The organism is Streptomyces sp. NPDC048420, assembly GCF_040651535.1.
Classification (GTDB): Bacteria; Actinomycetota; Actinomycetes; order Streptomycetales; family Streptomycetaceae; genus Streptomyces.
This window is the reverse complement of sequence record NZ_JBEZKG010000027.1, coordinates 84,162-107,281: the sequence shown is the minus strand read 5'-3', so window position 1 is coordinate 107,281 and position 23,120 is coordinate 84,162. Positions and strand designations below refer to the sequence as shown.

The window sequence follows — 23,120 nt, the reverse complement described above, 5'->3', positions numbered from 1 at the left end:
GGCCTGCCACCGGAGTCGATGGCGTGAACCGCCTGTGGGGGCGGGCGGGTCGGCGGCCGCCGTGAACTGGGGCAGGACGGTGAGAGCGCCGGTCGCGGCGGTGACGGCGAGGACGCTGCGTCTGGACGGGTCGGTGGTCATGGCGGATCCTGTCGGGGTGCTCAGGACGACTTCGGTACGTCGATCCGGTCGATGTCCGGTGCGTAGCCGGTGCCGCTGTCGAAGGTGATCGTGTTGGCGCCGGCCTTGAGCGTCACGGGCACGTACACGCTGGAGACGGTCCCCCAGTCGCCGGTGGCGGGGAGCTTGTGGCGGGTGGCGCCGCCGCCGTTGGCCGAGACGTCCACCGAGCGGGCGTCACCGCTGATGTAGGAGACCTTGATCTGGTAGGTGGCGGCCTTGGCGACGAGGACGTCGTTGAAGGTCAGTTTGGAGCCGAGGTACAAGTTGCCGACCTTCTTCCCCTCGGAGCAGGCGGAGCAGTCGGCGACGGAGGCGTTGCCGCCGAGGGTGTTGGCGGACGACTCGGCCTCGTAGCCCGTGAGGGCGACCGCGGTGCTGTGCGGGGTGATAGTGAACAGGCGCGAACCGTGGGCCGGCAGGGGCTGGGTGATCTTGTTCTTGTGGGTACCGAGGTTCTCGTGGTTCCAGAGGTCCCGGACGGCCGCCCTGCCGGTGAAGCCGAGGGTGGTCCACTCGGCGGTGACGGCGGCGGGGGCGTCGGCAAGGTTGAACAGGGCGACGGTGTAGGTGCCGTCGGTGTTCTTCGCGGCCCAGACCTGCTGCGGGTCGGAGGGGGTGACCGGCTGGGCGGGCGGGTTGGGGCCCTGGTCGATGGCGATGACCTCGCGGTTGGTCAGCAGGGAGAGGCCGTAGGAGTCGAGGCGGGTGAGGTCGTCGCCGGTGTAGAGGGGCGACTTGGCGATGGCCCACAGGGTGGCGTAGCTCTGCCGTTCCGCCTTGGTGAGGCCGTCCATCTGTCCGTTGCCGACGTCGAGGGAGTCGAGGTCGTTCCAGCCACCGGGTCCGGCGTGCCGGGTCCAGGCCGGGGTGTCGTCCCAGCGGTCGTCGACGGAGTTCTCCCAGCTCACGAGCGTGTTGCAGTAGCACTCCACGTCGGTGTCGACGCGCCAGCCCTGCGAGTACTTCTTCCAGTCGGCGGCGTGTCCGATGTCGAGGGACCAGGAGAGTTCGAGGTGGATGGGGCGGCCGGTGTCGGCTGTCGCCCGATGCCAGGCGGCCACGTCGGCAACGTTGTCGTACTGGTCGCCGCTCTTCCCGGAGCCGGGGCCGACGCCGTCGAGCTTGAGGAAGTCATAGCCCCAGTCGGCGATCAACCGGGCCTGGGAGTCTATGTACTTGGCCGTGCACGGCTTGGAGAAGTCGAGCTTGTACGCGCTGTCCCAGCCGTTGGTGGTGCGCAGGTCGCCGTAGACGATGTCGGCGGTGGTGCAGCCGTCGGCGTTCCAGATCGGTGTCCTCCCGTCGCCGTACGCCCCCTTCTCCAGGCCGGCCGGGAGGTAGATGCCGGCCTTGAGGCCTTTGGCGTGGATGCGGTCGGCGACGGCCTTCATGCCGCTGGGGAAACGGACCGGGTCGGGCTTCTGGCGGCCGTACTGGTCGAAGCCGGGCTTCCAGGTCTTGTCCATCCACCAGCCGGCGTCGATGTTGACGTACTCGTAGCCGTACTTCTTCAGCCTGGCGGCCAGGGCGTCGGTCTGCTTCAGGACGTTGGCCTCGGTGAGGTAGCTGTAGTCGCCGTCCGGGTTGAGGCCGGGGTACTTGGAGGACTGCATGCTCCAACTCGACCAGCCCATGTAGGGCTTGGCGGCGAGGGCGGGCGCGGGGGTGTCGGCGGTGGGCACGGCGGCCGGGGTGTCGGCGGCTTGGGCCGTGGGGACGGCGACCGTGGTCAGGGCGAGCACCAGCAGGACTCCGGCGGGCAGGGCGAAGTACGAGGATGACCGCATGGGCCGTACCTCCAGGGGATGTTGGGGTGTTCAGCGGCTCGGGGCGATGAAGGTCTGGATGGCGGTGGCGGCGGCTCCGCGGGCCCACTCGTCGAAGGGCAGCGGGCGGATACGGACGTCGCACTGGGCGGCGGAGCCGAACGCGGCCGCGACGAAGGCGTCGCGGATCTGCTCGGCGAACAGGTCGTAGGCGGCGAGTCCCTCACCGGAGATGATCACGCGTTCGGGGCCGAAGAGGTTGGCGACGGTGGCTATGCCCCGGCCGATCGCCTCCCCAGCGCGCGTGTAGACGTCCCGGGCACCGGGGACTCCTTCGCGTGCCAGCGCCAGGGCCTGGTCGGCGCCGGTGAGTTCGGCGCCCGTGGCCTCGCGGATCTGCCGGACGATCGCGGCCTCCCCCGCCATGGCCTCGACGCAGCCGCGGTTGCCGCAGTGGCAGAGGGGGCCGGCGGGGTCGACGGTCACGTGCCCGATCTCGCCGGCCACTCCATGTGCTCCGGCGACGACCCGGCCGTGCACCACCAGGCCGCATCCGATGCCGGTGCCCACGGTCACCAGGGCGAAGTCGGACAGGCCCGCTCCGGCGCCGAACCACTGCTCGGCGACGGTCAGGGCGCGTACGTCGTTGTCGACGGTGACCGGCAACCCCGTGGTCATGGCGGCGAGTTCGGCGAGCGGGACGTCCTGCCACTCGAGGAACGGCGAGTAGCGGACGGTGCCCTCACCCCGGTCCACGTCACCGGAGACGGCGATCCCGAGGCCCAGCACCGGGGCGGTGGAGCCGTCCGACTCGGCCAGAAGTTCCTGGACGAGTTCCGCGATGCCCGCGAGCACCGTCTTGGGTTCGCGGTCGGACAGCGGCAGGTGCCGGGCTGCGCGGATACGGCAGCACAGGTCGGTCAGGACGCCGATGATCTCGTCGCCGGTGACCTTGACACCGATGAACAGGGCCCGTCCGCCGTCGACGCGCACGAGGTTCGCGGGCCGGCCGAGGGCCGGGCGGGCCTCCTCGTCCGCGCCCTCCATCAGGTATCCGGCCTCGATGAGGGGGCGGACCGCCTTGGTGACGGCGGCCGGTGACAGTCCGACACGCCGGGCCACCTCCAGACGGGCGAGGGGCCCGTGGGACAGGACGGTGGTGAACACCTGTGAGGCGGCAGGGGTGTTGACGGGAAATGTCTCGGCGCGAGGGGTCGGGCGCATGGCCGGGAACTTAGGGAGATTCTTTTCCGACGTCAATAAAAGAAGCAGGATTGGCTGTGCCGTTGCTGTGATCAGTCAAGGAGAAGAGCCGGATGACATCAGCAGGAATGCTCGGCGGCACGTTGGCGGGGACGGTTCTGCTGTCCGTCCTCGCGGCCCCCGCCCATGCCGCGCCCCGGGAGCCCGCGCCGGATCTCGCGGGTCTGCGCGGTGTGTTGCAGCAGGCGTTGGGACAGGGCGCGCCGGGGGCGACGGCCCGGATCGACGACCACGGCACGGTCTCCCGGGTCACCTTGGGCATCGGTGACCGTCAGGCCGGGCGAGCGATGGACGGCGCCGACCGGTTCCGGATCGGCAGCGTCACCAAGACCTTCACCGCGGTCGTCCTGCTGCAACTGGTCGACGAGAAGAGGCTGACCCTCGACGCGCCGGTCAACCGCCATCTGCCGGGGCTGCTGCCCGACGACCGGATCACGGTGCGGCATGTCCTGAGCCACCGCAGCGGGCTGCACGACTACACCAACGACATGTTCGCGAAGACGGTTCCGGGGTTCGAGGCGGTCCGCAAGAAGGTCTTCACCCCCAGGGAACTGGTGAACCTCTCGCTGCGGCGGCCGCGCACGAGCGCGCCGGGCGCGGTGTACTCGTACTCGAACACCAACTTCGTCGTCGCCGGGATGCTGATCGAGAAGCTGACGGGGAATCCGGTGCGGACCGAGTACCAGAACCGGATCATCGAGCCGCTGGAGCTGGGTGACACCTTCTATGTGCACCCTGGCATGAAGATCCCCGGCCGGCACACCCGCGGCTACCTCACCCCGGACCAGGCGGGCGCCCCGCTGGTCGACGCGACCGAGCAGACCGTGTCGTGGGCGCAGAGCGCGGGCGCACTGGTCTCCAGTACCCGGGATCTCGACACGTTCCTGTCCGCGCTGCTCGGCGGGCGGCTGACTTCGGCCACCCAACTGGCGCAGATGAAGAGGTGGGTGCCGTCGGGCACCGGTCAGGCATACGGCCTCGGGCTGCGGCGCCGGGACCTGTCGTGCGGTGTCTCGGTCTACGGCCATACCGGTGCCGTGCAGGGCTTCTACACGTATGCCTTCGCCACGAAGGACGGTCAGCGGAGTCTGGCCGCGGTCGCCAACACGTCCAACAACGGAACGGTGCTCAACACCATGCTGCGCACCCTGGACTCCACGTTCTGCGGCAAGCCGCCAAAGGCTCCGCGCGGCAGACCGGCGTACGCTCCGCGCGGCAGCGCGCCGGTGGAGCGGCACGAGGATGTGGCGCCGGGAGTCGGGCTGGACTGAGGGCGGCGGACGGCGGGTGTTGGCGGCGTGGGGGGGCGGGGTGACAGGCAGGCGTCAGGCGTGCGGGGTGGGCTGACAAGCAAGCGCCAAGCATGCGGGTGGGCTGACGAGCAGGCGTGTGGGGCGGACGGCAGGCGGCGAGGGGGTCGGCGGTGGGTGGCCTATGGCTGGCCCCCACGCGCGGACTGCTGCCGCTCGCGGCGGCCGGCGGGCGACGGTCAGTGGCGGGCGCTCGGCGGCCGGCGGCAGGGGCCCGGGGAGCCGTCGGCGGCGGGCGGCGGATGACAGCGGGGGGCCAGCGTCTCGCGTATCCGGACCAGTTGGCCGTCGCCGAGCAGGCGGGGCGGACGGTTCCAGACCGAGCGCACTTCCAGCCCCGCACAGCCCAGGCGGGTTGCCAGACCGCGAGGCTCTGATCGATCTCGTCGTTGATGATGGCCAGGCAGGTGGCCCGCGGAGGCGTCGGCAGCAAGCGTCGGCGGGCGGCATTCAGCGGTCGGCGGTCGGCGGGCTGTGACCGGCCGTCGGGAACCCCCGCGCCCCGGTGGCCGTTCCTCTCAGCGAGCGACGACACCAGGGCGGCACGATGAGCGAGTTGGTCCCCGGGGGCAATCTGCCCCTCCCCGACGGGGCCGTCACCGTACGGGTGCCCGGCCCCTTCGACGTGTCCGCCCTGGTGACCGACGACAGCGGCAGAGTCCGGGGTGACGCCGACTTCGTGTTCTACAACCAGCCCTCCGCCCCCGGCGCCCGGCTCTCCGGCCCCACCCTGACCGTCGAGCCCCGGGCCCTGCGCGCCGGTGCCACCAGGGTCACGGTGGTCGTCAGCCCGGCCGACCCCGGCACTCCCCTGGGCCGCCTGCCCGCCCCGGTGCTCCAGCTCACCGGGGCGGACGGTCGCCGGCTCGCCCGGTTCTCGCCGCCCCGGCCCCGCCAGGAGACCGTACTGCTGCTCGCGGAGATCTACCGGCGCGGTGACAGCTGGAAGCTGCGGGCGCTGGGGCAGGGGTACGCGGACGGACTGGCGGGGCTGGCCCGGGACTTCGGGGTGGATGTCGTTGACGACGCTCCGACAGCAGCGGTGCACTCCGCGTCGGCCGCGGCACCTGGGGCACCTCCGGCCCCTCGTCCGGCCCTCCCAGCTCCCGCTTCCCCGGCATCCCCGGCATATCCGCCGCCTCCGACCCACCCGGCGCCCGCACCCCATCCTCCCAGCCCCTCCCCCGACCTGGCCAGGTTCCTCACCCTGGTCAACTCCGCGCGCGCCGCGGCCGGTTCGCCCCCGGTCGCCCTCGACCCCCGTCTCACCGACGCCGCTCGCGCGCACGCCAACGCCATGGCCTCCGCCCGGCGCCTCGGCACGGAGGGCCCTGACGGGGTCTCCGTCCACCAGCGGCTCACCGCCACCGGATACACGTACATCACCGTCGGGGAGCACCTCGTCTCCGGTCCGCGCGATCCGTCCGAGTTCGTCGAGTACTGCCTGCGCACCGAACAGCCCCGGCACACACTTCTCGACCCCTCCTTCCTCCACACCGGGATGGCGTACGCCCGCTCCGGCGACACGTACTGGACGGTGCTGTGGGCCAGGCCGCTCACGCCCGCCGAACTGACCCGGACCGCCGACGAGGTCGTCGCCCTCACCAACCGGGAGCGCGCCAGGGCCGGACTGCCGCCCCTCGCCGTCGATCCCCTCCTCGCCCGGGCCGCGCAGGCGTACAGCACCGACATGGCGGTCCGCGCCTTCTACTCCCACACCTCGCCCGAGGGCACCCAGCCCTGGGACCGGGCCGCCGCCGCGGGCTCGACCCGGCGCTCGATCGGGGAGAACATCGCGTGCGGCCAGCGCTCGGCCGCCGAGGTCGTCGAGGGCTGGATGAACAGCCCCGGGCACCGCGCCAACATCCTCAAGCCCGACTTCACCCACATCGGGATCGGCTTCGCGGGCGGCGGCCCGGCGGCCACGTACTGGACCCAGCTGTTCGGCGCCTGAGCGGACGCCGACACGACACCCGGGCCGCGATCTTGGCGGAAGGAACCCCTCCGGGCCAGGATGCCCTCATGAAGGGTGACCTCTTTTCCAGTGAGCACATGGTGCAGCCGGCCACGGCGCCGGGCATGACGGTCGAGAACTCCAAGTGCATCAGGTACGCGGTGCACGGCGAGATGCTCGCCCGCCAGGGGGCGATGGTCGCCTACCGCGGCAATCTCCAGTTCGAGCGCAAGGGCCAGGGCGTGGGCGGCATGCTCAAGCGGGCCGTCACCGGCGAGGGGCTACCACTGATGGCGGTGCGCGGGCAGGGCGAGGCCTGGTTCGCGCACGAGGCCCACAACTGTTTCATCGTCGACGTGGAACCGGGCGACGAGTTCACGGTCAACGGGCGCAACGTCCTGTGTTTCGACGCCTCGTTGGCGTACCAGATCTCGACGGTGAAGGGCGCGGGCATCGCCGGCGGCGGCCTGTTCAACAGCGTCTTCACCGGCCACGGCAGGCTCGGCCTGGTGTGCGAGGGCGACCCGCTGGTGATCCCGGTCTCGCCGGAGTTCCCGGTGTACGTCGACACGGACGCGGTCGTCGGCTGGACCGCGGGCCTCAACACCTCGCTGCACCGTTCCCAGTCCATCGGGTCGATGCTGCGCGGCGGTTCCGGCGAGTCGGTGCAGCTGATGCTGCAGGGCTCGGGATACGTCGTCGTACGGCCGAGCGAGGCGACCCCGCAAAAAGCACAACAGCACTGAGCACGACAGCCCTGAACACAACAGCACTGAGGCACAGCAGCACTGAGACCCCAGGCAGTGATCTGCGCCTCACAGGCAACCCGCCCCGCTCCGTCCGGCGGCCGAACTGGACGATCTGGCCCGCGTGTTGGAGCGGTCCGGACTGCGACACGCGCAGGAGATGGTGGCACGGGCCCAGGAGGAGTTCGGCGTCGGGACGGGGGCCACGCGGTGACGACGCTCGTTGTTCCCGAAGTCCTCGACCGCTGCCGTGAGTTGGTGCGACCGGTACTCCAGACGATCCCGTCGTGATCGCCGGGCAGGGCACGGTCGGACTGGAGTTTGCCGAGGACGCGGACGACGTCACCGATGTCCTCGTCAGTGTCGGGGGCGGCGGCCTGATCGCCGGGGGCGCGGCGGCGCTGCGGGCCCGGCGGCCGGGACTGCGGGTCTGGCGGCCGGGACTGCGGGTCTGGGGCGTGGAGACGGAGGGCGCCGAGGCGATGTCCCGGGCGCTCGCCGCGGGCGGGCCGGTGCCGGTCCCGCTGTCCTCCGTCGTCTCCACCCTCAGCGCTCCGTCCGTGTCCCGGCTGACGTACGACCAGGTGGCGGCCCTGGTCAGCGAGGTCCTGGTGGTGTCCGACCGGGAGGCGGTGCAGGGGTGTCTCGACCTCGCCGACCACGCCAAGGTGTGGGGTGAACCGGCGGCCGGTTGTCTGCTGCCCGCCGCCCGCAGGGTCCTGGAACGGGTCGGGAAGGGCTGCCGGCTGGGCCTGGTCGTGTGCGGCGGCAACGCGACCACCGCCGACGTCATGGCATGGGCGGAGCGGTTCGGACTGCGCTGAGCGAGATGTTCAACTCCGGTCCTCCACCTGGCCGTTTTACTGACTCAAGAGTCAGATAGGAGCAACCGGAAAGCGGATTCCATCGGTTGAGGGTTTGATTGAACGCACCCCGCCGCACCCGCCGTACCTCTGTGCAAGTCGAGAGCCCGGGGTTCAGGTTCAGCGAGGGATGAGCATGGTCAAGGCGCACGTCTCCACACACCGGTTGGTCGCCGGGCGGTACCGGCCCCTGGACGTCATGCACCGGGAGACCAACCGGGCGTGCTGGTACGGCGAGGACGTCACGGCCGAACGCCCCTGCCTGCTCACCGAGATCGGGCTTCCGGTCGGAACCGACGAGGAGACCGCGCTCAGGACCGCGACCGGCGTGGTCCGGATGTCCAAGACCATGCGGGTGTTGGTGCCCGGCCGGATCGCCGCGGTGGTCGACGCCGTCGTGGAGAACGGCGTCCTGTGGACCGTCACCGAGCCCGTCGACGGCATCCCGCTCAGCGATCTCCTCACCCAGCAGGGGACGTTCGACCATGTGCGGGCGGCCCACATCGGGCTGGAGCTCCTCGAGGTGCTGGAGGCGGCGCACAGCGAGGGCATCACGCACGGCGAGCTCAGTCCGTGCCAGGTGTTCGTGCGCAACGACGGCACCGTCGTGGTCGCGGGCTTCGGTCTGGCCGGCGCGACGCTCGCGCCGAGGCTCTCGGCGCCGTCGTACGCCTCACCCGAGCAGGCCCGCGACGAGCGCATCGGGCCGACCGCCGACCTGTGGGCGCTCGGCGCGATCCTCTACACCATGGCCGAGGGGCGTCCCCCCTTCCGTGACCGCGACCGTCCCGCGGCCACTTTGAAGGGGGTCGACCGGCTGCCGCTGCGGGCGCCGGTCCGCGCCGGGCCGCTCACCCAGACCGTGCAGGGGCTGCTGCGCAAGAACTCCCGGGAACGGCTCACCCGGGCGGCCGTGCGGGACGCCCTCGTCCGTGTCCTCAACGAGGACCCCGACGCCCTCTCGCCGGAGGAACCACCCAGGACCCGCCTGAGCGTCCTGCACGTCAAAGGCTCCGGCCGCGGCAGCCGCCTCCTGGTCGCGGGCACCGCCCTGGCCGTCGTCACCGTGGCCGCCGCCGTCCTCGCCGTCACCAACGCCCTGCCCGGCACCGACTCCGCGACGACCGGCGAGGCACCCGCCCCGCCCGCCTCCTTCTCCGCGACGCCCTCCGCTCCGGCACCGACCTCCCCCTCCGAGTCGGCCACGGCCGCCGCGCCCGGCAACCGCACCGACGAGAGCTCCAGCCCGCCCGGCTCGCCCACCCCGACACCGCCCAGAATGGCCTCCCCCACCGCGGGCACGGGTCTGCCGCCCGGATACCGCGAGTACCACTCCCCCGAGGGCTTCTCCATCGCCCTCCCCAAGGGCTGGAAGGCGCTGGGCACCTCGCGCCAGGAGGACCTGGCCTACCGCGTCACGTTCGGCGCCTCCGGCGACCCGCGCACGCTCGCCGTCACCTACAGCAAGGCCGTCGGCTCGGACGCGGTGGCCGTCTGGCGCGACGACGTGGAGCCGGGGCTCCGGGACAACCCCGGCTACGAGCGTCTCGGCGACATCCGCGCCACGACCTACCAGGGCCGCGAAGCCGCCGACATGCAGTGGATCGAGGAGGTCGACGGCACCCGGGTGCGCACCTTCGGCCGCGGCTTCCTCATCGGCGACGGCCGCGGCTACTCACTGCGCTGGACGGCCCCGGCGGACGACTGGAAGGACGACGCGAACCAGGAGGCGCTGGACACCTTCCTGAGCACCTTCGACGTACCGTCAGACTGAGCCGCGCGGTGCCCGCATCCGCCGCAGCGGGCCGACGTGCAGGGGCTGGGTGCGCCAGCGCGCGGTGAACGTCCGGTCCGCCGGCGAACACGTCACCAGCAGGTGGTGGGGCGTCTCCAGGAACGCCACGTCCACGACGAGGGTCTCCGCGTCGGTCCAGCCGCCGGCCACCGCGACGGGCACGGGCTCCTCCACGACCGTCCAGCCGGCCTCCCCGCCCATGGGCCCCAGTTCCAGCCGGTCGCCGTCGTCGACCAGGGTCACCCGACCGCCCGGGCCCACCTCGACCGCGGTCAGGGTCGGCTGGTCGGCGCACGCACCGCCGTACGGTGTGTAGGCCGCCGCCAGGTCCGGAGGGTACGGCTTGCCCTCGGCGGGCGGCAGCGCGAGCCGGGAAAGCCGGTCGGCCAGGTCCGCGTCGGCCTCCTCCCTCCCCGGCAGCGGATCGGGTCCGAAGGCAGGCAGGAGATGCTCCCAGGCCAGGTCCAGGACCTTCTGCATCTCCACGGTCTCCGAGGTCATCGCGAGCACCACGTCCTGCTCGGGCAGCACCACGCAGAACTGGCCATAGGCCCCGTCCCCGCGGTAGCCGTGCCGCGCCATCCAGAACTGGAAGCCGTAACCCTGCTGCCAGTCCGACCACCCGTCCTCCCCCGCCTGGCTGTGCGAGATCTGGGCCCGCGTCGCCTCGGTCACCCACCACTCGGGCAGCAGCCGCTCGCCCTCCCACACCCCGCCCCGCAGATACAGCAGACCGAGCCGGGCTATGGCGTCGGTGGTGGCGTGCAGCCCGCTGAAGCCGAGCTCGCGGCCCGTGCGGCCGCGGATCCACCCCACCTCGCCGATGCCCAGCGGATCGAGCAGCCGGGGCCTCAGGTACTCGGAGAGCGACTGGCCCGTGACCCGCTGGACGATCGCGGCGAGCGTGTACGTGGCCGGCTGGTTGTAGGCGAAGACGGTGCCCGGGGCCCGGTCCGGCGGCAGCAGAAGAAATCCGCGGACCGGTTCCTCCTGGTCCAGGGCGCGTGCACGGTCGTAGGTCTCCTCCAGATGCCCGCTGGCCATCGACGCCACATGCCGTACGAGCATCGCGCGGCTGCGCGGGTCGGTGATGTCGGCCTCGAACTCCGGGAAGTACGAGATCACCGGGTCGTCCAGCCCGATCACCCCCTCGGCGACGGCGAACCCGGCGGCCGTCGCGGTGAAGCTCTTGCTGAGCGAGTAGAGGAGATGGGGGCGTTCCGGGGCGTACGGTGCCCACCAGCCGGAGGCCACGACCTGGCCGTGGCGCAGCAGCATCAGGCTGTGCGGTTCGATGCGCGGGTCGGATTCGAGGGCGTCGAGGAAGGCCTGTATCCCGGCGGCGTCGACGCCCTGGGCGGCGGGGGTGCTGGTGGGCAGGGAGCTCATGAGGGCATCCTGCCTCGTTCACCGGTCTTGATCGAGAGGGCCCCGGAAGAACCCGTTTTCCCCTGCGGCCACCGGGGACTCGGGCTCCATGGTGCAAATCGGATACACGATGATGACGGAGCAGGCCGGACCTCGTGACCTGGTCGGCCATGTGGTGAAGGCCGAAGAGGTGGGCTACGACTTCTCGGTGACCTCGGACCACTACTTTCCCTGGCTGCGTTCGCAGGGGCACGCGCCGTACGCGTGGAGCGTGCTCGGCGCGGCCGCCCAGGCGACCTCGCGCATTCCGCTGATGACGTACGTGACGTGTCCGACCGTCCGCTACCACCCGGCGGTGGTGGCGCAGAAGGCGGCGACCATGCAGCTGCTCTCCGAGGGCCGGTTCCGGCTGGGGCTCGGCTCGGGCGAGAACCTCAACGAGCACGTGGTGGGCGGTGGTTGGCCGTCGGCCGACGTACGGCACGAGATGCTGGAAGAGGCCGTGGAGATCATCCGTGCGCTGTTCCGGGGCGGCCATGTGAACCACCGCGGGACCCACTTCGACGTGGAGTCGGCCCGGCTGTGGGACCTGCCGGACGAGCCGCCGCAGATCGGCCTTGCCGTCTCGGGCGAGCAGTCCTGCGAGCTGGCCGGCCGGCTCGCCGACCTCGTCATCGCCACGGAGCCCAAGGCGGGCCTCCTCGACGCCTTCGACCGGCACGGCGGCGAGGGCAAGCCGCGGGTGGGTCAACTGCCGGTCTGCTACGACCCCGACCAGGACACGGCGGTCAAGCGGGCACACTCCCAGTTCCGTTGGTTCGGGAACGGCTGGAAGGTCAACTCCGAGCTTCCCCACCCGGACGCGTTCGAGTCGGCCACCCAGTTCGTCACCCCGGACGACGTCTCGGCGTCGATCCCGTGCGGCGACGATCCCGACGACTTCGTCGAGGCCGTACGGCCGTACGCGGAGGCGGGGTTCACCGAGATCGCCCTGGTGCAGATCGGCGGCGACTCGCAACCTGAGTTCCTGGACTGGTCGGAGAAGACGCTGCTGCCCGCGCTGCGCGACGCGTTCGCCTGAGCGGGCCGGGCTGCCCGGGCGGTTCCCGGGGGTGCAATAGGCTTCCGACCGCACATCGTGCGGTCCTTGACGAGCCTGCCCAGGAGAAACACCCGTGACCCTAGCGATCGACCCGTCCGACACGTCCTCCGAGGCCCCGGTCAAGACGTCCGGCGCGCCCTTGTCCGACCTCGTCGCGCGGGACGCCCGCGAGTTCGGGGTCTACGCTCGGACCGGCGGATGGACCTTCGGCCTGATGGTGGCGCGCAGCGTCCGCCCCGGCGGCCAGAGCGCGGACGAGACGCCCAAGGTGTCCGCGAAGGAGTTCGCCGAGCTCGCCGGCTGCTCGCCCGAGCGCGTCATGCGGTACTACAAGGCCTGGGACCGGGCCGCCGACGACGGCATGGTCCCGCACTTCGAGGCGCTGGCGCCGGGCCAGGAGGTGGAGCTGCCGGACTCGGACGTGTGGCTCAGCTACTACGTCTCCCGCAGCAGCGCCACCTCCGAGCGCGGCACAGCCATCGCCGAGGCCGCCGAGGCCGAGGGCATCCGCCCGACGAAGGCCCTGGAGGTCGCCGAGAACCCGACCGCCCTGCGCGCCGCGATCCTCGCCGACCCCTCCACCGCCCGGGCCGCGCGCAGCGCGCTGCTCGACCGCATCAAGGAGGACCCGGAACTCCAGGCATCCCTGGCCCGGGACGTCGTGCGCACGGACGACCTGAAGAAGGCCGTGGCCACCGAGAGCAGGGCGGCCGACCGGATCGGCTACGTCCGCCAGATCGCCGAGTCCGGCCAGGTCAAGACGCCGGCCGGGCAGACCATCGACGCGCCCGTCGATCTGCGTCAGGAGGCCGAGCGGCACCTGTCCCTGCTCGAGGAGCTGGAGGAGGACGAGGACACCGGCGAGTGGGCGGCCGAGGCCTTCGACACCATGAAGTCCCTCGTCGCCGAGGCCGTGGAGGCCGATCCCGAGCTCCGGGTCCAGGAGCGGCGCACGAAGTTCTACAGCAGCCTCCAGAAGGCCACGAAGGCTTTCGAGGAGCTGACCTTCGACGACGCCCAGGACTTCTACGAGGACGACATGGTCCAGCAGCTGGAGGAACTCCAGCAGGCCATCGCCGCGTGCATCACGTCCTTGCGCGGTGTGAAGGGGAATCACCCGGAAGGCTGAGCATCTTCGGCGTGTGAGGGGTACTAGAGGGCGACACGTCGCTCTTCCCGGAGGCCTTCTGGTGAACTCCTTCGTCCGCAGAACCGCGCACAAGACTCTGGTCGTGCAACTGCAGGCGGGCGGCACGGGCCGTTGCCCCGTGCTCGCCCATCTGGGGTACGACGCGGCGGACCCGTTCGCCGTCACCGCGGTGTTCAGCCATGACGGCCGGGTGCTGGCCCGGTGGCGGCTGGACCGGGAGATGCTCGCCGAGGGGCTGTGCGGCCCGGTCGGGATCGGGGACGTGCGGCTGAGTCCCGTCTCGACCGGCGTCTGGGAGGAGCTGCGCATGGAGTTCTACGGCGACGCCCGCTCCGACGGGGGCCGCCAGCACGCCGTGGTCTTCGCCTGGGCCCCGGCCCTGGCCTCCTTCCTGCGCGAGACCCGCGAGATCGTGCCGCCCGGCCAGGAGGAGGTCAGCGTCGACGACTTCCTGGCCTCGGTCATCGCGGGGGGCTGAGACGGGGGCTGAGACGGGTGCTGCCGCGCACGCGGGCTGAGTAGCCGTACTCATGCCGTCGTCGGTCCCCCTCCCCGACGATGAGGGCTCCTACGAGAAGGAGCGCCTCATGACCGCTGTGCGACGGCCGTTGCCCGTCCTGCTCGCCTGGGTCGTGGTCGCCGCGCTGGCCCTGTCCGCCTGGGGCCCGCGCGACCGCCCCACCTGGTTCCTGGAGACCGTGTGGGTCCTGGTCGGACTGCCGCTGATCATGCTGACCTGGCGCCGCTTCCCGCTGACCGACCTGCTGTGCTGTCTGCTCGCGGTCCACGCGTTCGTACTGATCGTGGGCGGTCACTACACCTACGCGCAGGTCCCGCTGGGCGACTGGGTGCGGGACACCTTCGGTCTGGAACGCAATCCGTACGACCGCTTCGGCCACCTCGTGCAGGGTTTCGTGCCGGCGGTCCTGGTGCGGGAGCTGCTCAGCCGTACGTCGCCGCTGCGGGGCAGCCGCTGGCTGGCGCCGCTCACGGTGTGCGCGTGTCTGGCGTTCAGTGCCGTCTTCGAGATGCTGGAGTGGGCGGCCGCGGTGGTCGGCGGTCAGGCGGCGGACGCCTTCCTGGCCACGCAGGGCGATGTCTGGGACACGCAGTGGGACATGTTCTGCGCGCTGATCGGCGCGACGGTGTCGGTGCTGGTGCTCTCACGGCTGCACGACCGGCAGCTCGCCGTCATTTCGTCGTATAGCGGCGCCGGGTCCACAGCGGCACCCCGAACCAGCACACCAGGTACCAGGCCACGACACCCGTGACGAGCCAGGGCACCCAGTCGTCGTGGGTCGCCACCCGCAGGATCAGCAGCAGGGCGGCCGTCATGGTGGTCAGGAGGAGGAGCAGGCCCACGAAGGTCAGCCGGGAGGCGATCCGCACGGCCTGTGGCTTGATGCGCCGCCCCGAGACGAGCCGGTGCAGGGACACCGGCCCGATGAGGGCGCCCGTGGCGCAGGAGCCGAGGACCACCGTGACGATGTAGATGACCTGGTCGGTGTGGGCCAGGTCGTCGTACTTCGGGGTGAACACGACGGTGAGCAGAAAGCCGAACAGGATCTGCACACCGGTCTGCGCGACGCGGATCTCCTGGATGAGCTCGCCCCACATGCGGTCGGCGCGCTCGTCCTCGGTCTCGTCACGTCCGGTGCGCTCGGCTGCCTGCGTCATGGAAGCCAGGTAACCCTCAATTGAGCGTTCAAACGGGCCTACCAGCGGTTCTCCACCTGGTCCTTGATCCGCCGGTCGTAGATGTCACGGACGGCCGCGAGGGTCTGCTCGGACAGTGGCGGCAGCTTCGCGGCCTCCGCGTTGGCACGGGCCTGCTCGGGCGAGCGGGCGCCAGGGATGACGGTGGTGACGCCGGGCTGCTCGATGATCCAGCGCAGGGCGAGCTGGGCCGGGGTGTAGCCCTCGGGGGCGAGCCCTGAGAACTCGGCGGCGGCCTCGACACCGGTCGTGTAGTCGACCCCGGAGAAGGTCTCGCCGACGTCGAAGGACTCGCCGTGCCGGTTGTAGGTGCGGTGGTCGTTCTCCGGGAAGACCGTGTCCTTGGTGTACTTGCCGGACAGCAGGCCCGAGGCGAGCGGGACGCGGGCGATGATGCCGACGCCCGCCTCCTGGGCGGCGGGGAGCACCTCGCGCAGGGGCTTCATGCGGAAGGCGTTGAGGATGATCTGCACGCTGGCCACACCGGGCCGGGCGATCGCGGTCAGCGCCTCCTCGCAGGTCTCCACGCTGACGCCGTAGTGGGCGATGCGCTCCTCCTCGACCAGGGTGTCGAGGGCGTCGAAGACCTCGTCGGTGGAGTAGACGGGGGTCGGCGGGCAGTGCAGCTGGACGAGGTCGATGCGGTCGACGCCGAGGTTGCGGCGGGAACGGTCGCTCCAGGCGCGGAAGTTGTCGAGGACGTAGTTCTCCGGGAGCTGGTCGACGCGGCGGCCCATCTTCGTCGCGACCAGGACATGGAGGTCGGGCCTGCTGCGCAGGAAGCCGGCGATGGTCTGCTCGCTGCGGCCGTCGCCGTACACGTCGGCCGTGTCGAAGAAGGTGACCCCCGACTCGGCAGCCGCCTCCAGCACCGAGAGGGCTTCCTTGTCGTCCACGTCTCCCCAGTCGGCCCCCAGCTGCCAGGTGCCGAGTCCTACGACGGATGCGTGCTGCTGAGACCTGCCGAATGTGCGCTCGTCCATGGCGTCAGTCTGTCATCCGTCGCCGGCCTGCGCGGAACCGACTGCTCCGGGCCTGGGTCTGTGAATTTTTCACTCACACGAGTGACACGTTTCGACGTAAGGCATGCACGTGTCAACGGGCGCCTACCGTGACCCCGTGACTGATCGTTCCGTGAGCAACCACCCGCAGGACAACCCGTCCTGGTCCCGTCGCGGCTTCCTGATGAGCGCCGCCGCGCTGGCCGCCGTACCGATTCTGCTGCCCGCCGACCCGGCGACCGCGGCCGAGGAGCTGCCCGACTTCCCGGCCGGTGTGGCCCTCTACCGTTCGGCCTACCGGAACTGGGTCGGCGAGATCACCGCCGACGGGCTGTGGGCCTGTGCGCCGGCGGGGCCGGACCAGGTGGTCGAGGTCGTCAACTGGGCCTGGCGGCACGGCTGGCGGGTCCGCGCGCGAGGCTCCTCGCACGGCTGGTCGCCGCTGACCGTCACGGAGGGCACCGCGTCGGACGCGCCCGTCCTCCTCGTCGACACCGCCTCCCACCTCACCGGTCTGTCCCTGGACTCCGGCTCCGCGGTGCGCGCGGGTACCGGGGTCACGCTGGAGGCCCTGCTGACCTATCTGGAGGAACACGGGCTCGGCGTCACCGCCGCGCCCGCTCCCGGCGACCTCACCCTGGGCGGGGCGCTCGCGATCGACGCCCACGGCACCGCGGTCGCGGCCGACGGGGAGGAGCGGCTGCCGGGGCAGACGTACGGCTCACTCAGCAACCGGATCCTGTCGCTGACGGCGGTGGTCTGGGACGAGGGCAGCGGAGCGTACGCGCTGCGCACCTTCAGCCGCGCCGAGGCCGACAGTGCGGCCCTGCTCACCCATCTCGGCCGGGCCTTCGTCACCGAGGTCGTGCTGCGGGTGGGTGCCAACAGCAATCTGCGGTGTGTGAGCAGGGTCGACATTCCGGCTTCCGAGCTCTTCGCGGCACCCGGCGGTGACGGGCGGACCTTCGCGAGCTTCCTGGCGCAGGCGGGGCGGGTCGAGGCGATCTGGTTCGCCTACACGGAGTTCCCGTGGCTGAAGGTGTGGAGCGTGGCGCCGACCAAGCCGCTGACCTCACGGCGCGTGACCTCGCCGTACAACTATCCCTTCTCCGACAACGTGCCGACGCTGGTGGCGGATCTGGCCGGGCGGATGGTGTCGGACGCGGCCTGGTATCTGGCGCCGGTGCTCGGGAACGCGCAGCTCGACGTGGCGGCCGTGGGGCTCACGGCGACACTGTCGGCGGACATCTGGGGGCCGTCCAAGAACACCCTGCTGTACATCAGGCCGACGACGCTCAGGGTGACCGCGAACGGGTACGCGGTGCTGACGAGCCGGGATCAAGTGCAGCGGGTGGTCTCGGAGTTCACGGACTTCTACCGGAAACGGCTGGCCGCGTACACCGCGCAGGGGAAGTTCCCGGTCAACGGGACGGTGGAGATCCGGGTGACCGGGCTCGACGATCCGGGTGAGGTGGAGTCGGAGGGTGCGCGGGCTGCGCTGCTGTCGGCGTTGCGGGCGGAGCAGTCACATCCCGAGTGGGACACGGCGGTGTGGCTGGACATCCTGACGCTGCCCGGGACGCCGTACGCGGAGGCCTTCCTGCGGGAGATCGAGCAGTTCCTCATCGAGGGCTACGAGGGGACGCGCGTCGAGTGGTCCAAGGGGTGGGCCTACACGGAGGATGCCGTGTGGGAGGACGAGGAGGTGCTCGGGACGACGATTCCCGGGTCCTTCGGTGAGGCGGTGTGGGGGCAGGCGGCCGGGGTGCTGGACCGGCTCGATCCGCACGGGGTGTTCGGCAACGCCTTCCTGGACCGCCTGTTCCGTTAGGGCGTCAAGTGGGCCTGCACGGTGGGGGCGTAGCGGTCCACCAGGTCCTCCACGGCGGTTGCCCTCAGCTCGGTGCCCCGGGCGATTCCGTACATCACGCCCAGGCCCAGGAGGGTGCCCACCGCCAGTTCGGCTCGCAGGCCCGGGTCCGGACCTTCCAGGCGTTGCGCCAGCCGTTCCACCACCTGTGTGCGGAAGTTGACGCGCAGGATGTCGCCGTGTTCGCCCTGGACCGGGGCGAAGGCGATCCGGGCCAACGGGTCGGCGCCTCGCTCGATCTGGCTGGTGAGTACATGGCGGACCATATGGCGGCCCAACTCGTCCAGGGGAGCGTCGAGAAGGGCGGCCGCGTCGGACTCGAAGGACATCACGCCGGCGAACAGGGCGTCCTTGTTGCCGAAGTACTTCACGATCAACGGCGGGCTGACCCCGGCGCGTTCGGCGACCGCCTTGAGCGTGATGTCGGTGTGGGGAGTGCGGGCCAGGAGGTATCGGGCGGCCTTGAGGATGGCCGCCTTCGTCGCCTCGGCGTCCCGGCGGACGGGCGTGGTGGTGGGGGGCGTTGTGCGCACGGCACTCATGCTCCCTCCATCGCCTCGTCCCGCGCGCCCCGGGTGCGGCCCCTGGCCCGGCGGGTCCCCTCGGGTGTGGCGTCGCCGGGGATGGTCAGCGCCGCCGCGCACGCGGCCAGGGCGACCGCGCCGGCCATGGCGAAGGCCAGCAGGTAGCCGTGCAGGGTCGGCACGGGAGCGCCGCCGACCGGGCTGGTGTGGTGGACCAGCACCGCGGCGACCGCCGCGCTGGAGGTGGCCTGGCCGATGGTGCGCATGAGGACGTTGACGCCGTTGGCGGAGGCCGTCTGCTCGGCCGGGACCGCGCGCAGGATGAGGGTGGGCAGGGCCGAGTAGGCGAGGGTGGTGCCGGTGGCGACCACGGTCGCGCCCAGGATGATCATCCACAGGTCGCGGCTGTCCGCGATGCGCACCGCGTAGCCGCACGCGATGACCGCGGCGCCGAGCGCGAGCGTGATGCGTGGACCGCGGGACGCGGAGATCCGGGCCGAGACGGGCGAGAACAGGAGCATGGTGACGCCACCGGGCAGCAGGCACAGACCGGTGGCCACGATCGACAGCTCGAGTCCGTAGCCGCTGGCCTTCGGTGCCTGCACCAGCTGGGCCGTGACGAGGGAGTTGGCGTAGAAGGCGAACCCGGTGAGCAGGGCCGCCACATGGGAGAGGCCCACGCGCGGCCGGGTGACGAGCCGCAGGTCCACCAGGGGCTGCTCGGTGCGCAGTTGGCGCCACCACCACAGGGCCAGTACGGCGACGGCGGCGAGGAACAGACCCAGGACCCGGGGACTCCCCCAGCCCCACTGCCCGCCCTGGGAGACGCCGAGCAGGAGGCAGACCAGGCCCACCGCCAGCCCCAGCGCGCCCGGTACGTCGAAGCGGCCGGGCTGCCGTACGGGCGACTCGCGGACCGCGTACGACACGGCCGCCACGCCCAGGGCGCCGAGGGCGCTGGTGAGCCAGAACATGGTGTGCCAGTCGGCGTACTGGACGATCATCGCGGCCAACGGCAGGCCCAGCGCGGCGCCGATGCCGACCGTGGAGCTCATCATCGCGACCGCGGAACCCCGGCGCTCGGGCGGCAGTTCGTCGCGCAGGATGCTGATCGACAGGGGCACCACGGAGGCGGCGGCTCCCTGGAGGGCACGGGCCGCGATGAGCACGGTGATGTCGGAGGACAGGGCGCACATCACCGAGCCGACCGTCATCAGGGCGAGGGCTCCGGTCAGCACCCGGCGTTTGCCGTACATGTCACCGGCCCGGCCGAGCACCGGGGTGAGGACCGCTCCGGCCAGCAGGGTCGCCGTGACCATCCAGGAGACGGCGCCGGCCGAGGAGTGCGTCAGCCTGGGCAGGTCCGGCAGCAGGGGGACGACGACGGTCTGCATGACGGCCATGAGCACACCGCACATCGCCAGGACCGGCACGGTGAGCCGGTTGCGCAGGCTCGTTCCGGGCTGCGGGGATATCGGGCCCTGCTGGTCCATCGGCGCTCCGCGAAAACAGTGGGTGAATGGCAATTCACTCTAGCGGTGAATTGCCATTCACCCAATACGGTTTCCGAGCCGAAGGGCTACTTGCGCGAGGACAGCTCCCTCGCGTGCACGCTGCGCGCGACCTTCGGCCCGAGCCAGCGCTTGAACCTGCGCAGCGCCTCCAGCTGTCCGGCGGCCTTGTCGATCCGGTAGTACAGCTGCTGCGGGACATAGGGCAGCAGCGGCGAGTGGCGCTGACCCAGCAGGGCGAACATCTGCTCCGGCGGGAGGTCGATGTAGCGCGCCAGGTTCTCGTACCACTGGGCGCTGTAGCGGGCCGCGCTCTGGATGGAGAGCAGTTCCGACTTCCGCTGCCGTTCGTAGCGGGCGAGGGCGTGCGGGAGCTCGGACTGCTCGCGCAGGGCATCGGCCAGGGCGATGGCGTCCTCCAGGGCGAGGGTGGTGCCGGCGCCGACGGAGTAGTGGGTGGTGTGGGCCGCGTCGCCGAGGAGGACGAGGTTGTCGCGGCGCCAGGTCCGGTTGGTGAGGGTGCGGAAGGTGAGCCACTGGGCGCTGCCCGAGCCCGCGGAGCGGCCGATCAGGGGGTGGCCGTCGAGGATGTCGGCGAACAGCTTCTCCAGCAGGGCCAGCCCGTCGGCCTCGTCGGCGCCGTCGAGGCCGAGGCCGGTCCAGGTCTCCGGGGCGCACTCGACGACACAGGTGCTGCGTTCGGGGCCGAACGCGTAGCCGTAGCACCAGATCCAGCCGTGCTCGGTCTCGACGAAGGCGAAGGTGAAGGAGTCGAAGACCTTGCCCGTGCCGAGCCAGAGGTAGCAGTTGCGGCCCTCCGTGGTCTCGGCGCCGAAGTGGCCGGCGTGCGCGGTGCGCAGGGCGCTGTGCACGCCGTCGCCCGCCACGACCAGGTCGGCCTCGGGGAGGTTGCCGGTGGTGATCTCGTGCTCGAACTCCAGTCGTACGCCCAGCGAGCGGGCTCGTGCGGCCAGGATCTCCAGCAGGCGGTGGCGGCCGATGCCGTGGCCGAGGTCGCTGGGGCGCCGGGTGACCAGATCACGAACCCGGGCCTCGCCCTCGTTCCAGGTGACCGAGGCCTCCTCGATGGCGCGGGCCGACTCGGGGTCGTGGGCGTGGAGCTTGTCGAGCAGTCCGCGCCAGTAGGTGACGCCCCAGCCGTAGGTCGAGCCCTCCGGGTTGCGCTCGTGGACAGTGATGTCGTGGGACGGGTCCTGCCGTTTCAGCAGGATCGAGAGATACACAGGCCGGCGGGCCCGCCGCCGACGCAGGCGACCTTCACGCGCACCCCTAGAGAATTACTCAAAGCTGTCGATTGGCAACGCAGAGTAGCAGTCGGGGAGATGGCGGACCCCCGCTTCGCATCACGTCACGGTCTTCACGTGAGGCGCCCGGACTCCCCCTGTGCGCCGACCGCCGGAACACCCGATGTCGTCCACCTCGGCAAGACCATGCGCCACTGCACCTTCGACATCGCATGACGGTCGTCTTGCGCCGGTTTGCCCCGCAGGTCGTGTGGTACCCGCGCCTCACACACCGAGAAGACGAAGGAGGGATTCACCCGTGTCGCAGGTCGAGGAATCCATCGAGGTCGGCGTGCCGGTGCACACCGCCTACAACCAGTGGACGCAGTTCGAGACGTTCCCCGAGTTCATGAGCGGGGTCGAGCGCATCGAACAGCGCACCGACACGCTCACGCACTGGGTGACCAACGTCAACGGGGTGCACAGGGAGTTCGACGCCGAGATCACCGAGCAGATCCCGGACGAGCGGGTCGCGTGGACCACGATCGCCGGCGAGGCCAAGCAGGCCGGCGCGGTCACCTTCCACCGGCTCGACGAGGGCCACACCAAGGTGATGTTCCAGATGGACTTCCATCCGGACACCATCACCGAGAAGGTCGGCGACAAGCTCGGATTCGTGAAGCGGCAGACCAAGGGCGACCTGGAGCGCTTCAAGAAGTTCATCGAGGAGCGCGGTCAGGAGACCGGCGGCTGGCGCGGGGCGGTCATCTGACCACCCCGTCCGACCGGCCTCTAACCGGCCGCTTCCGTACGGCACTCCGGGTGCCCCCAGCCCTGGGCGTTCTTGGCGATGGGCTCGCCCGCCGCGTAGGACCGTCCGCACAGACACCGGCCGGGGAACTTGGCCTTGATCGTACGGGAGGACGAACCGCCGCTCCGCTTGGGCGACTTGGCCCGGGCGGGGCGGTCCGTCTTGGGGGTGTCCGGCGACGGGGGCGGCTCCGGCGAGCCGAGTGCGCTGCTCGCGGGTTCCTGGACGATCGCCGCCTGGCTGGCCGCGCGGTCGGCGAAGTCGTTGAGCTTGTCACCGTCGACCTGGTGGGCGGGGACGTAACGGAACTCCACCGAGCGGCCACCGAGGAGTTCGTCGATCCGGACGACCAGGTCCTGGTTGGCGACCGGCTTGCCCGCGGAGGTCTTCCAGCCGTTGCGCTTCCAGCCGGGCAGCCAGGTGGTGACGGCCTTCATGGCGTACTGGGAGTCCATCCGGATCTCCAGCGGCACATCCGGGTCGGTCGCGGCCAACAGCCGCTCCAGGGCGGTGAGTTCGGCGACGTTGTTGGTGGCCTTGCCCAGCGGGCCCGCCTCCCAGCGGGACGGCGTCTCGCCCTCCTCGGCGACGACCCAGGCCCAGCCCGCGGGTCCCGGATTTCCCTTCGAAGCCCCGTCGCACGCGGCCACCACTCGTTCACGCATGCGCTCGATCATGCCATGAGCCACAGGGGCGCCCGTTCACACCACAGCGACGACCGCGGCAACCACCCTGCGGACCTCCTCGTCCGTGGGAGCCGCGCCCTCCGCGTCGGCGAAGAGCAGATGCGCGGCCCCGATCAGCGTGGGTGCGAGCAGGTCCACTTCGGCGTCGGCCGGGACCCGGCCCAGTTCGCGCTCGGCGGTGACCGCCCCGCACATCACGGATGGCGATCCCTGTCGGCACGGCCCACCTCGCTCTTTCGAACATCCTCCTTGATTCT

19 protein-coding genes and 2 pseudogenes are annotated in these 23,120 nt (G+C 71.2%); 11 read left to right on the top strand and 10 right to left on the bottom strand.

What is annotated here, in order from left to right; genetic code table 11:
* Positions 1-161: 161 nt before the first annotated feature.
* Positions 162-1,970 carry a carbohydrate-binding protein gene (locus AB0D34_RS38305; RefSeq protein WP_362670547.1) on the bottom strand — a complete coding sequence of 603 codons (1,809 nt, stop codon included), beginning with the start codon at positions 1,968-1,970 and terminating at the stop codon, positions 162-164.
* 30 nt (positions 1,971-2,000) lie between these two features.
* Positions 2,001-3,173, bottom strand: coding sequence for an ROK family transcriptional regulator (locus AB0D34_RS38300; RefSeq protein ID WP_362670545.1), 1,173 nt, complete (start codon positions 3,171-3,173; stop codon positions 2,001-2,003).
* A gap of 107 nt (positions 3,174-3,280) precedes the next feature.
* Between AB0D34_RS38300 and AB0D34_RS38295 the strand changes: the two genes are divergently transcribed.
* From AB0D34_RS38295 to AB0D34_RS38275, 5 genes and pseudogenes are all read left to right on the top strand, one after another.
* Entirely contained in the window at positions 3,281-4,483 is a 1,203-nt protein-coding gene (locus tag AB0D34_RS38295) for a serine hydrolase domain-containing protein (protein WP_362670567.1), read from the top strand.
* Positions 4,484-5,069: 586 nt separating this feature from the next.
* On the top strand, positions 5,070-6,476 hold the full coding sequence (locus tag AB0D34_RS38290; protein ID WP_362670544.1) for a CAP domain-containing protein: 1,407 nt from the start codon (positions 5,070-5,072) through the stop codon (positions 6,474-6,476).
* A gap of 68 nt (positions 6,477-6,544) precedes the next feature.
* Complete coding sequence (locus tag AB0D34_RS38285; RefSeq protein ID WP_362670543.1) at positions 6,545-7,222, top strand: AIM24 family protein; 678 nt, start codon at positions 6,545-6,547, stop codon at positions 7,220-7,222.
* A 275-nt stretch (positions 7,223-7,497) separates the two neighbouring features.
* A pseudogene (locus AB0D34_RS38280) lies at positions 7,498-8,046 on the top strand (pyridoxal-phosphate dependent enzyme); the annotation flags it as partial.
* Positions 8,047-8,215: 169 nt separating this feature from the next.
* Positions 8,216-9,859: a serine/threonine-protein kinase gene (locus AB0D34_RS38275; RefSeq protein WP_362670542.1), complete on the top strand. Its 1,644-nt coding sequence runs from the start codon at positions 8,216-8,218 to the stop codon at positions 9,857-9,859.
* Here the strand turns inward: AB0D34_RS38275 and AB0D34_RS38270 are convergent.
* Complete coding sequence (locus AB0D34_RS38270) at positions 9,851-11,269, bottom strand: serine hydrolase domain-containing protein (protein WP_362670540.1); 1,419 nt, start codon at positions 11,267-11,269, stop codon at positions 9,851-9,853. The genes AB0D34_RS38275 and AB0D34_RS38270 overlap by 9 nt on opposite strands.
* Positions 11,270-11,357: 88 nt before the next feature.
* Here AB0D34_RS38270 and AB0D34_RS38265 point away from each other — a divergent pair, with 88 nt between their 5' ends.
* The 4 genes from AB0D34_RS38265 to AB0D34_RS38250 all read left to right on the top strand — a co-directional run bounded on the left by AB0D34_RS38265 (position 11,358) and on the right by AB0D34_RS38250 (position 14,771).
* Positions 11,358-12,329 carry an LLM class F420-dependent oxidoreductase gene (locus AB0D34_RS38265; RefSeq protein ID WP_362670537.1) on the top strand — a complete coding sequence of 324 codons (972 nt, stop codon included), beginning with the start codon at positions 11,358-11,360 and terminating at the stop codon, positions 12,327-12,329.
* Positions 12,330-12,423: 94 nt separating this feature from the next.
* Positions 12,424-13,479: a hypothetical protein gene (locus AB0D34_RS38260; RefSeq protein ID WP_362670535.1), complete on the top strand. Its 1,056-nt coding sequence runs from the start codon at positions 12,424-12,426 to the stop codon at positions 13,477-13,479.
* Between the two features lie 61 nt (positions 13,480-13,540).
* Positions 13,541-13,978: an SsgA family sporulation/cell division regulator gene (locus AB0D34_RS38255; RefSeq protein WP_362670533.1), complete on the top strand. Its 438-nt coding sequence runs from the start codon at positions 13,541-13,543 to the stop codon at positions 13,976-13,978.
* A 109-nt stretch (positions 13,979-14,087) separates the two neighbouring features.
* Complete coding sequence (locus AB0D34_RS38250; RefSeq protein ID WP_362670531.1) at positions 14,088-14,771, top strand: DUF2238 domain-containing protein; 684 nt, start codon at positions 14,088-14,090, stop codon at positions 14,769-14,771.
* Here AB0D34_RS38250 and AB0D34_RS38245 read toward each other — a convergent pair.
* Positions 14,692-15,177: a DUF6328 family protein gene (locus tag AB0D34_RS38245; protein ID WP_362670529.1), complete on the bottom strand. Its 486-nt coding sequence runs from the start codon at positions 15,175-15,177 to the stop codon at positions 14,692-14,694. The two genes, AB0D34_RS38250 and AB0D34_RS38245, sit on opposite strands and share 80 nt — an antisense overlap.
* A gap of 38 nt (positions 15,178-15,215) precedes the next feature.
* Entirely contained in the window at positions 15,216-16,199 is a 984-nt protein-coding gene (locus tag AB0D34_RS38240) for an aldo/keto reductase (RefSeq protein ID WP_362670527.1), read from the bottom strand.
* Positions 16,200-16,401: 202 nt separating this feature from the next.
* On the opposite strand from AB0D34_RS38240, the gene AB0D34_RS38235 reads away from it, so the two are divergent.
* Entirely contained in the window at positions 16,402-18,048 is a 1,647-nt protein-coding gene (locus tag AB0D34_RS38235) for a cholesterol oxidase substrate-binding domain-containing protein (RefSeq protein WP_362670566.1), read from the top strand.
* Here AB0D34_RS38235 and AB0D34_RS38230 read toward each other — a convergent pair.
* The 3 genes and pseudogenes from AB0D34_RS38230 to AB0D34_RS38220 all read right to left on the bottom strand — a co-directional run bounded on the left by AB0D34_RS38230 (position 18,045) and on the right by AB0D34_RS38220 (position 21,404).
* Positions 18,045-18,629, bottom strand: coding sequence for a TetR family transcriptional regulator (locus AB0D34_RS38230; protein ID WP_362670524.1), 585 nt, complete (start codon positions 18,627-18,629; stop codon positions 18,045-18,047). The genes AB0D34_RS38235 and AB0D34_RS38230 overlap by 4 nt on opposite strands.
* Complete coding sequence (locus tag AB0D34_RS38225; RefSeq protein WP_362670522.1) at positions 18,626-20,104, bottom strand: MFS transporter; 1,479 nt, start codon at positions 20,102-20,104, stop codon at positions 18,626-18,628. Before AB0D34_RS38225 ends, AB0D34_RS38230 begins: the two co-directional genes overlap by 4 nt.
* An 86-nt stretch (positions 20,105-20,190) precedes the next feature.
* Positions 20,191-21,404 (bottom strand): annotated as a pseudogene (locus AB0D34_RS38220) (FAD-dependent monooxygenase).
* 281 nt (positions 21,405-21,685) lie between these two features.
* On the opposite strand from AB0D34_RS38220, the gene AB0D34_RS38215 reads away from it, so the two are divergent.
* Entirely contained in the window at positions 21,686-22,138 is a 453-nt protein-coding gene (locus tag AB0D34_RS38215) for an SRPBCC family protein (RefSeq protein WP_362670519.1), read from the top strand.
* A gap of 20 nt (positions 22,139-22,158) precedes the next feature.
* Here the strand turns inward: AB0D34_RS38215 and AB0D34_RS38210 are convergent, their stop codons facing one another.
* Both AB0D34_RS38210 and AB0D34_RS38205 read right to left on the bottom strand, forming a co-directional pair.
* Entirely contained in the window at positions 22,159-22,854 is a 696-nt protein-coding gene (locus AB0D34_RS38210; protein ID WP_362670517.1) for a ribonuclease H, read from the bottom strand.
* Between the two features lie 24 nt (positions 22,855-22,878).
* Positions 22,879-23,058 carry a hypothetical protein gene (locus AB0D34_RS38205; RefSeq protein ID WP_362670514.1) on the bottom strand — a complete coding sequence of 60 codons (180 nt, stop codon included), beginning with the start codon at positions 23,056-23,058 and terminating at the stop codon, positions 22,879-22,881.
* Between the last annotated feature and the right edge of the window lie 62 nt (positions 23,059-23,120).